This window comes from Siphonobacter sp. (assembly GCF_048595215.1).
Classification (GTDB): domain Bacteria; phylum Bacteroidota; class Bacteroidia; order Cytophagales; family Spirosomataceae; genus Siphonobacter.
This window is the reverse complement of sequence record NZ_JBMDWJ010000108.1, coordinates 1-8,707: the sequence shown is the minus strand read 5'-3', so window position 1 is coordinate 8,707 and position 8,707 is coordinate 1. Positions and strand designations below refer to the sequence as shown.

General features: G+C 46.4%; 8 protein-coding genes and 1 pseudogene. 7 read left to right on the top strand and 2 right to left on the bottom strand.

Annotated elements, in window-relative coordinates; translation table 11 throughout:
• The 5 genes from mltG to ACOJTG_RS06370 all read left to right on the top strand — a co-directional run.
• The coding region (mltG, locus tag ACOJTG_RS06390) for an endolytic transglycosylase MltG (protein WP_420153047.1) at positions 1-782 on the top strand (782 nt) is incomplete at its 5' end.
• Positions 783-847: 65 nt separating this feature from the next.
• Positions 848-1,264 carry an acyl-CoA thioesterase gene (locus ACOJTG_RS06385; RefSeq protein WP_420153046.1) on the top strand — a complete coding sequence of 139 codons (417 nt, stop codon included), beginning with the start codon at positions 848-850 and terminating at the stop codon, positions 1,262-1,264.
• 60 nt (positions 1,265-1,324) lie between these two features.
• Positions 1,325-2,254: a YihY/virulence factor BrkB family protein gene (locus ACOJTG_RS06380; RefSeq protein WP_420153045.1), complete on the top strand. Its 930-nt coding sequence runs from the start codon at positions 1,325-1,327 to the stop codon at positions 2,252-2,254.
• Positions 2,255-2,277: 23 nt separating this feature from the next.
• Positions 2,278-3,228, top strand: a complete 951-nt coding sequence (locus tag ACOJTG_RS06375) for a glycosyltransferase (RefSeq protein ID WP_420153044.1) — start codon at positions 2,278-2,280, stop codon at positions 3,226-3,228.
• 28 nt (positions 3,229-3,256) lie between these two features.
• Positions 3,257-3,874 carry an L-threonylcarbamoyladenylate synthase gene (locus ACOJTG_RS06370; RefSeq protein WP_420153043.1) on the top strand — a complete coding sequence of 206 codons (618 nt, stop codon included), beginning with the start codon at positions 3,257-3,259 and terminating at the stop codon, positions 3,872-3,874.
• A 62-nt stretch (positions 3,875-3,936) separates the two neighbouring features.
• Here the strand turns inward: ACOJTG_RS06370 and ACOJTG_RS06365 are convergent, their stop codons facing one another.
• On the bottom strand, positions 3,937-4,815 hold the full coding sequence (locus ACOJTG_RS06365) for a lysophospholipid acyltransferase family protein (RefSeq protein ID WP_420153042.1): 879 nt from the start codon (positions 4,813-4,815) through the stop codon (positions 3,937-3,939).
• Positions 4,816-4,934: 119 nt separating this feature from the next.
• Between ACOJTG_RS06365 and ACOJTG_RS06360 the strand changes: the two genes are divergently transcribed.
• Both ACOJTG_RS06360 and ACOJTG_RS06355 read left to right on the top strand, forming a co-directional pair.
• Positions 4,935-5,603, top strand: coding sequence for a WbqC family protein (locus ACOJTG_RS06360; RefSeq protein WP_420153041.1), 669 nt, complete (start codon positions 4,935-4,937; stop codon positions 5,601-5,603).
• 95 nt (positions 5,604-5,698) lie between these two features.
• The gene (locus ACOJTG_RS06355) at positions 5,699-8,224 is read left to right on the top strand and encodes an ATP-dependent Clp protease ATP-binding subunit (RefSeq protein ID WP_104711039.1); all 2,526 of its coding nucleotides are present in this window, start codon (positions 5,699-5,701) and stop codon (positions 8,222-8,224) included.
• Between the two features lie 53 nt (positions 8,225-8,277).
• Here ACOJTG_RS06355 and ACOJTG_RS06350 read toward each other — a convergent pair.
• Positions 8,278-8,707 (bottom strand): annotated as a pseudogene (locus ACOJTG_RS06350) (pseudouridine synthase); the annotation flags it as partial.

The following is an 8,707-nucleotide window of genomic DNA, read 5'->3' as shown; positions in this document are numbered from 1 at the left end:
CGGGTCGTTATAGAATCAAACCGAATACGGGCAATTACGAAGTGATTAAAGCCTTACGTTCGGGCAATCAGGCGGCTGTAAAACTGACCTTTAATAACGTCCGCCTGAAGCAAGATCTGGTTGAAAAAATTGGTAATAAATTTGAGTTTGACTCGACGGAATTCAAGCGGATGCTGAATGATCCAGCCGTTTGCCAGTTCTACGGATTTAAACCCGAAACCATTCTCTGCATGTTTTTGCCTAATACGTACGAAGTGTACTGGAATACGACACCGCAGAAACTGATGGGTCGGATGAAGTCGGAGTATGACAAATTCTGGACGGATGACCGAAAAGCTAAAGCCAAAGCGGTAGGTTTATCTCCCGTAGAAGTGATTACGCTGGCGAGTATCGTGGAAGCAGAAACCAAAAAGAAGGACGAAAAGCCACGCGTGGCGGGTGTGTACCTGAATCGGCTAGCGGTATCGGAGCCGCTGCGGGCTGATCCGACCGTTATTTACGCCATCGGGGATTTTGGAATTAAGCGACTTCTGCACAATCAATTGTTGTACAAGTCTCCGTACAATACTTACATCAATACGGGTTTGCCACCGGGGCCGATCAACCTCCCTGAGCCTTCGTCGATCGATGCCGTACTGAACCGGGAAAAGCACGATTACCTATATTTCTGTGCGAGTCCGAAATTAAATGGCTACCACATTTTTGCGGTTACCTACGAAGAACACCTACGCAATGCCAAACTGTACCAGGAAGCGTTGAACCAGTTAGGAATCAAAAAATAAACCAAGTATCCTACGGGCGGGTGATTCTTCAATGAATGATCCGCCCGTATTTAATTATACAGCGAATGGCTTTTCAGCATGAGCACACGTACCGGGTCTGTTACGCCGATACGGACCAGATGGGGTATATGTATTACGGCAACTACGCCCGGCTTTATGAAATTGGTCGCGTGGAAGCGTTGCGTAGTTTAGGTTTTGCCTATAAGGTTTTGGAAGAGTCGGGTGTGATGATGCCCGTTTATGAGATGAAAACGAGGTATTTAAAACCGGCCCGTTACGACGAACTACTCACCATTCAAACGCGTATTCAGCAGTTACCCGCCGCCCGAATCGTCTTCCATTTTGAGTTGTTTAATGAATCGAACGTTCTTTTAAATACGGGAGAGGTAACACTGGTATTCATCAACCGTGAAACCAACCGACCGATCATGGCCCCTAGTGCCTTGTTGGGTAAACTACAGCCGTACTTTCTCAAAGAATAAGGTAACCAGAAGCCTGTTCACTTTTTTCAACCCACCTCACGTGTGTATTAAGCAACAGCAATGGCGAAATTTTCCCGTAAACATAAGCCCCTTCAACGCGTACAGACCTTTTTAAGAAATGTACGCATCCGGCGAAGAAGCTTTTCTTTGTATCACTTGCTTCGGGTACTCTTTGCCAATGTCCTGCAGTTTGACATTGACCAGCGGGCTACGGCAGTGGCCTATAGTTTTACCCTGGCTCTTTTTCCGGCGATTATTTTTCTGTTTACGCTGATTCCCTATATACCCATTGAAGGTCTCGATGATCAGATTATGACTTTTCTTGCCGATGCCATGCCGCGGGGAATCTACAAAGAAGTATTGCCTACCATTGAAGATATTGTGAGTCGAAAACGGAGCGGCGTACTGTCCTTTGGTTTTGTGTTTGCGATGTTTTCGGCGACCAATGGAATGATTGCTCTGATGCGAGCCTTTAACATCGCTCAGCGGACGCACGATGAACGGGGATTTATTAAAACCCGGCTTATATCCATCTTACTGACCGTGCTGCTGGCAGTCGTACTATTGGTGGCCGTTGGGGTACTCGTTGTTGGACGAATTGTGGTGGATATTTTGGTTGAGCGTCGTTTAATCAATGTTGATTCCACGTATTCATTCGTCGAAGGCATTAGTTACCTGACCGTTTTTGTGGTCTTGTTTATGGCCGTTTCTATTATTTACTACATTGCTCCGGCTTTACATAAACGCTGGCGATTTTTCAATGCGGGTTCGGTTACGGCTTCGCTGTTAATCATTCTGATTACGCAGGGCTTTTCGTACTATCTCTCGAACTTTGCCAGCTACAACCGGCTGTACGGAGCGGTGGGTACGCTGGTGGCTTTGATGATTTGGCTGTATCTGGTAGCTCTGGTACTGATTCTGGGCTTTGAGATAAACCAGAGTCTGGACGATGCTTCCAAGCAGCAAGAAAAAGAATACAAGCAGGAATAGAAAGAATAACTGTTACCATGGGGATGAAGCAGGAGCCCTTAGTTTCGATCATTTGTCTGAGTTACAACCACGAGCGTTTCGTAGCTGAATGCCTGCAATCGGTGTTTGTCCAGACATACCCTGCCCTAGAGTTGATCGTTGTCGATGATTTCAGTAAAGACCGCAGCGTAGCCATTATCGAAAGCCTGTTACGGCCCCAGGACAAGTTTATTCAAAACTGTGATAACCAAGGCGTATGCCAGAGTTTCAATCGTGGGTTGGCTCAGGCGAAAGGTAAATACATTGTAGATTTGGCAGCGGATGATCTACTTTTCCCCGATACGATTGCCAAGCAAGTGGCTTATTTTGAAACGCTTTCGGAGGAATACGGGGCCATTTTTGGCGATGCCGTGCTGATTAGTGAAACGGGAAAGAAACTAGGGACTTGGTATAAACGTAATGCTCAAGGAAAGCGACTACAGCCCGTTCCTTCCGGAGATGTATTTGCGGCCGTATTGGCTGGCACGCCCATTTTGACAGTAACGGCCATGACGCGTCGGTCGGTGTACGAGGCTTTGGACGGTTACGACGAAAGTCTTCTGTATGAAGATTTTGATTTTCTGGTACGAGCGTCCCGCCGCTGGAAATACGGCTTTAACGATGAATGCTGGGTAAAGTATCGGCAGGTGAAAGGTTCGCATTCGAAACAGCAGCAACTTCGACGTACGCAGCAGATGGAATCCACCTGGAAAGTGTGCGAAAAAGCCGCCGTTCTGGTCCAAACGCCAGAGGAAATTACGGCTCTGCTCATTCGGTTGCGAAATGGCCTTCGGCAATGTTTTTTCCTGGAACATTATGCACTGGGAGCTCAGTACGCCGCCCTATACCGAAAATTCAAACCGTTGCCTTCGTCCTTGCAAGCGATTGCCTGGGCTTGTCAATTAAAAATTCCGTTTTATCAGGTGTACCGAACCTATCAGAAATTACGGCGATAAGTACGGAAGCCTTTTATCCCGAATCCATATGCCTGCTGAATTTCTGTCTATTCATCCCATAAACCCCGAGCCCCGTAAAATTGCCCGGGTACTGGAAGTACTTCGCCAGGGTGGCATTGTTATCTACCCCACTGATACCGTGTATGGTATGGGAGGCGATATTCACAATGCCCGTACCATCGAGCGGATTGCTCAGGTCAAAGGGATTAAGCTCGAAAAGAGCGACTTCTCCATCATTTGTAATGACTTGAGTCATATTTCCGATTACGCCAAGGTTTCGGATGTGGCCTTCAAAACGATGAAGAAAGTACTACCGGGTCCGTATACATTTGTACTGACGGCCAATACGCAGCTACCGCGAACGCTGAATCCTCGGAAAAAAACGATTGGTATCCGGATTCCCGATCACGCCATTACTCGGGAAATTGTTAGTCAACTGGGGCATCCTATTGTGACCACTTCCATCAAATCCGACGATGATTTCATGGAGTATCCGACGGACCCTGAAGAAATTTTCCACCAGTTTCAGCACAAGGTTGATCTGGTTATTGATGGTGGTCCGGGTGGACTGATCCCTTCTACGATCCTGGATGCTACGGATAACGATTTCGAAGTGATTCGTCAAGGGTTAGGGGAGTGGGAATAGAGAATAGAAGATTCAACAACAAAAAGGGGACTGAATTCAATTCAGTCCCCTTTTTGTTTAGGCTAAGCCAGTACCATTTCGTCTTCGGTCGGGTGCGTTTCGCGTTTGTGTTTCCAGCGTTTGTGCGACCAGAGCCAGAGTTCGGGTTGTTCTCGTAACATAGTTTCCAGCCAGCGAACGTAATGTTCAGTCAACAGGCCAGGCTCGATCTCTTTGTAGGAAGAAGGCTCGGCAACCAGTTCCAGGTGAAAGCTGTAATGGCCCCGTTTGATTTTTCTGATTTTTCCGAAGAGCACGGGGGTATTGAACTTACGGGCCAATTTTTCGGTACCCGTAAAAAAGTCGGTTTCCTGGTGAAAGAAGGTCGACCAGTAGGCTGAATCGGGATGGTGCGGAGCTTGATCTGCTAAGGTGCCGATGACTCGTGGTTCGTTCTTCCGCGTAATCATATCCCGTAAAATTGTATGCATCGAGACGGGCTTGATGCCAAAACGAGAACGGATTGCCAGCATAAAATGCTCAAAGAATGAGTTCGAAAGCGGCTTATAGATGACGTCGGCCGGAATACCATCGTTCGCAATACTCAGCGAAATCCACTCCCAGTTCATCTGGTGACCTAGCATGACAAATACCGTCTTTTTCTGACCAATAAGATTATGCAGAACCTCGGAATTTTCTAATTTCATTCGACGGGCGATCGACTGCCGTGAGATGGTCAGGGACTTTAGCGTTTCCACCATCAGATCACAGAAGTTACGAAAGAACTTTTTAGCAATAGCCTGTCGTTCAGCCTCTGATTTCTCGGGAAATGCCGCCGCTAAGTTTCCTAATACTACCTGTTTCCGGTAACCGAAAACGTAGTAAATCAGTACAAATAAGAAATCAGAAAACCAATACAGTACGGTGAGGGGTAAGCGAGATATGACTTGGAAAAATACCATTTATGCAATCAATAGATTCAAAAAAATATGCGTATCAACTATCTAACTACAAAAATTAAAAAATAATTTGATACTTGATATTTTTTCCTTTTCTTTAAAAAAGAGATTCTTAAGTACAAATGTCGGAAAGTAAGCGTTTAGTTATAGAATTACAGTATTTACCGGGTTTAGAATTTTGGACGTGTGGAGCATCTTTTGACACGATCCTGCTTGAAAGCCATGAGCATTTTCAAAAGCAGACTTTCCGAAATCGCTGTCAAATTCTGACCAGTCAGGGTATCGATACACTAGTAGTACCCGTGCTTGATGGGAGAAGCCAGCAGAAGACGCTCATTCGAGATATTCGGATTGATTACCGACAACCTTGGGTGAAACGACACTGGGGTGCTATCGAGTCAGCGTATCGGAAAACGCCTTTCTTTGAATACTTCGAGGAACGTTTTAAGCAGGTATACGAACGAAAACCTGACTTTTTGTTCGATCTTAATCTGGATATGCTGACAGTTTGTCGGGATCTGTTACGGTTGAAAGCCAATTTTGACTATACCAGCCAGTATGAGAAAACCTATAGAAATGAAGTTTTTGATGCTAGAGGCCTGATTTCTCCTAAAATAAGTTACCAGAAGCGACCGTTCTATAAACCAATTGCGTACCGACAAAATTTTGGGGAACAGTTTTTTCCTAACCTTAGTATTCTTGATTTATTATTTTGTCAGGGAAATGAAGCCTTGAGCATTCTGAAAGCTTCAACAAACTATACACCCTTTGAGTCTTCGCTGGACGTATAATTCCCGATAATTTTAGTAGAGATTCTGATCCTAAATTGAACAATAGCTGTTCTTCCGGCGTTAGCCGGTTAATAGAAACACGCTAAACCTTAAGTATGGAAGCAAAATTTTCAAACCGCGTGAAGGAAGTCATCTCCCTGAGTAGAGAAGAAGCTCTGCGACTTGGGCATGATTACATCGGGACAGAGCATTTGCTTTTGGGTATGATTCGTGAAGGCGAAGGCGTAGCCGTGGCCCTGTTGAAAAAGTTAAGTATCAACCTCGATGAGTTACGAATGACCATCGAGCAAGCTACCAAGGGTACGGCAACGCACAGCGTTCGGAACATGGCCAATATTCCTTTGACTCGTCAGTCCGAGAAAGTTCTTAAAATGACCCATTTGGAGGCAAAAGTCTTCAAGACCCAGTTGATTGGCACTGAACACGTACTGTTGGCGATCCTTCGGGATGAGGACAACATTGCGACTCAGATACTCCATAAGTTTAACGTTAACTACGAAATCGTTAAGGAAATGCTGGAATATCAATCGAACCCGAATATCAATGCTGGCCCGGATACGGACGACAATGATGAAGACAGCCGCATGTTCGGTTCCAGCCCTCGTAGTGAGTCCGGTAAGCCTGGTGCAGAAAAATCTCGTACGCCTGTACTGGATAATTTTGGCCGTGACCTTACCAAGCTGGCCGAATTAGGCAAACTCGATCCCATTGTGGGTCGTGAGAAAGAGATTGAGCGGGTTGCTCAGATTCTCTCTCGTCGTAAAAAGAATAACCCGATTTTGATCGGTGAACCTGGCGTAGGTAAAACGGCTATTGCTGAAGGTCTGGCCCTTCGAATTGTTCAGAAGAAAGTAAGCCGGGTGTTATTTGGCAAACGCGTTGTGACCCTTGATCTAGCTTCTTTGGTCGCTGGTACTAAATACCGTGGTCAGTTCGAAGAACGGATGAAGGCCGTAATGAACGAGCTGGAAAAATCGCCCGAGGTCATTCTCTTCATTGATGAGATTCACACCATCGTGGGAGCGGGTGGAGCTTCTGGTTCGCTGGACGCCTCTAACATGTTTAAACCCGCTTTGGCTCGCGGTGATATTCAATGCATTGGTGCTACTACGCTGGACGAGTATCGTCAGTACATCGAGAAAGATGGTGCCTTGGCCCGTCGTTTCCAGATGGTAATGGTAGATGCTACGAGCATTGAAGAAACGGTTGAGATTCTTAATAATATCAAAGATAAATACGAGGAACACCACCACGTAAATTACACACCGGAAGCTTTAGAAGCTGCTGTGAAGTTGTCGGAACGTTATATTTCCGATCGTTTCCTGCCCGATAAAGCTATTGATGTATTGGACGAAGTAGGAGCTCGTGTACACATCAATAATATTTCAGTACCCGAAGACATCATTCAACTGGAAGAAGCCGTTGAAGAAGTCAAAAAGCAGAAAAACCAAGTCGTGAAATCGCAGAAATACGAAGAAGCGGCTCAACTGCGGGATCGGGAGAAAAAATTACTCGAACAACTCGACCGGGCCAAACAACGCTGGGAAGAAGATACCAAGACGCGTCGCTACACGGTTACGGAAGATAACGTAGCCGAAGTAGTAGCGATGATGACGGGTATTCCGGTACGCAGCGTTTCGACGGATGAAGGTAAAAAACTGCTGACGCTGGCGGAAGACCTGAAAGGTAAAGTAATTGGTCAGGAATCAGCCATTGAAAAGCTGGCGAAAGCGATTCAGCGTACGCGAGTAGGTTTGAAAGATCCGAAGAAACCAATCGGTTCCTTTATCTTCCTGGGCCCAACGGGTGTAGGTAAGACGGAGCTAGCGAAAGTACTGGCCTCTCATTTATTCGATAAAGAAGATTCGCTCGTTCGGATCGATATGTCGGAGTACATGGAGAAATTCAGCGTAAGCCGTCTGGTAGGAGCTCCTCCAGGATACGTAGGTTACGAAGAAGGCGGTCAGTTGACGGAGAAAATTCGTCGCAAACCCTACTCCGTTGTACTACTTGACGAGATCGAAAAAGCTCACCCGGATGTATTCAACATTCTGCTTCAGGTATTGGATGACGGTATTCTGACGGATGGTTTGGGTCGTCGGGTTGACTTCCGGAATACGATCATTATCATGACTTCGAATATCGGAGCTCGTGATCTGAAAGACTTCGGTACGGGTATCGGTTTCGCCACCAAAACGCGGGTAGAGGGTCAGGATGAAGCTGTGAAAAGCACGATTCAGAATGCCTTGCGTAAAGCGTTCTCACCGGAGTTCCTGAACCGTCTGGATGATGTGATTGTGTTTAACTCACTCGAACGCGAACACCTGCACCGGATCATTGAACTGATGTTAGGCAAACTCTTCGCTCGTATTACCACGCTGGGATACCGCGTTGAGCTGACGGAAGCTGCTAAGGACTTTCTCGCCAAGAAAGGTTACGATCCGCAGTACGGTGCTCGTCCGCTAAACCGGGCCATCCAGCGTTATCTGGAAGATCCCGTAGCGGAAGAAATCCTGAAAGGCGATTTAGCCGAAGGAGATATCCTGCTGGCTGACCACGATGGAACTAGTGAAACACTGACCATTACGGCGAAAAAGCCAGAAACGATTACCGAAGAATAAACGGTAAAGCATACAGAAAGGAGCGGTGAAAGCCGCTCCTTTTTTTTGTTCCATCACTTAGGATAAGGGATCTTGAGCTTAGCAAAAAATTCGGCTTCGGGAATTTCCCGTACCTGACCCGGCTGTAAATCCCCCAGGCTCAGGTCTTCAATGGCTACCCGAATGAGTCGCTGACAATGGTGCCGCACGGCTTTTAGCATCTTCCGGATTTGACGAAATTTTCCCTCCGTCAACGAAATTAGTAACCACGTATGGGGGCGATCGTCAGGATACGACCAGCCACTTTCGAACAGTCCCTCCGGCTTCTCCACAATTTCTACTTCACAGGGTGTCGTTATATAGTGCAAAGCCCCGGAAATCTGAATGGGTACACCCGTTCGCAATTGCTGTAACGTAGCCGGACTAACCTGTTTATAAACCTGTACTAAGTATTGGCGTAGGTGAGGAGTTTGGCTTACAAAGAGCAAGCGGGTCACTTGTTGG

Coding starts and splice junctions, on each gene's coding strand:
- ACOJTG_RS06385 (WP_420153046.1), top strand. CDS start 848: ATGGCTTTTCAGCATGAGCACACGTACCGGGTCTGTTACGCCGATACG.
- ACOJTG_RS06380 (WP_420153045.1), top strand. CDS start 1,325: ATGGCGAAATTTTCCCGTAAACATAAGCCCCTTCAACGCGTACAGACC.
- ACOJTG_RS06375 (WP_420153044.1), top strand. CDS start 2,278: ATGAAGCAGGAGCCCTTAGTTTCGATCATTTGTCTGAGTTACAACCAC.
- ACOJTG_RS06370 (WP_420153043.1), top strand. CDS start 3,257: ATGCCTGCTGAATTTCTGTCTATTCATCCCATAAACCCCGAGCCCCGT.
- ACOJTG_RS06365 (WP_420153042.1), bottom strand. CDS start 4,815: ATGGTATTTTTCCAAGTCATATCTCGCTTACCCCTCACCGTACTGTAT.
- ACOJTG_RS06360 (WP_420153041.1), top strand. CDS start 4,935: ATGTCGGAAAGTAAGCGTTTAGTTATAGAATTACAGTATTTACCGGGT.
- ACOJTG_RS06355 (WP_104711039.1), top strand. CDS start 5,699: ATGGAAGCAAAATTTTCAAACCGCGTGAAGGAAGTCATCTCCCTGAGT.